General features: G+C 30.6%; 1 protein-coding gene. It reads left to right on the top strand.

The annotated features are described in order from the left end of the window. Positions 1-93: 93 nt before the first annotated feature. The coding region (locus AOA60_RS32085; RefSeq protein WP_143522339.1) for a hypothetical protein at positions 94-297 on the top strand (204 nt) is incomplete at its 3' end.

Raw genomic sequence — 297 nt, 5'->3', positions numbered from 1 at the left:
ACATTAATCTACATGCCGTTTCATTTAAATTTAATTATTGTACTTTTATTTTTGTGGATCCACCATTATCTTGAGTGGAAGCAACGACCTTTTATGTTTTTAAGGTTTCTTCTTGAACGTAAAAAATATTTATTTACTGGTACGGAACAGACCATTCGAGTATCACCAAGTTTATCCGTTGCTGATGCGATGAAAAAAGTAAACAGACAAAAATATCATTATTTTGTGTTTGGAAACAATAGTGAAAAACTAGAAGAAAAGAGAGTGTTAGAGGCGTTTTTTGATGAAGATAAAAGA

The sequence above is a fragment of the Pseudomonas sp. 2822-17 genome (assembly GCF_002742485.1).
In the GTDB taxonomy this organism is placed as follows: domain Bacteria; phylum Pseudomonadota; class Gammaproteobacteria; order Pseudomonadales; family Pseudomonadaceae; genus Aquipseudomonas; species Aquipseudomonas cyclaminis.
The sequence above is the reverse complement of the archived record's forward strand: the minus strand, read 5'-3'. Positions and strand labels throughout refer to the sequence as shown.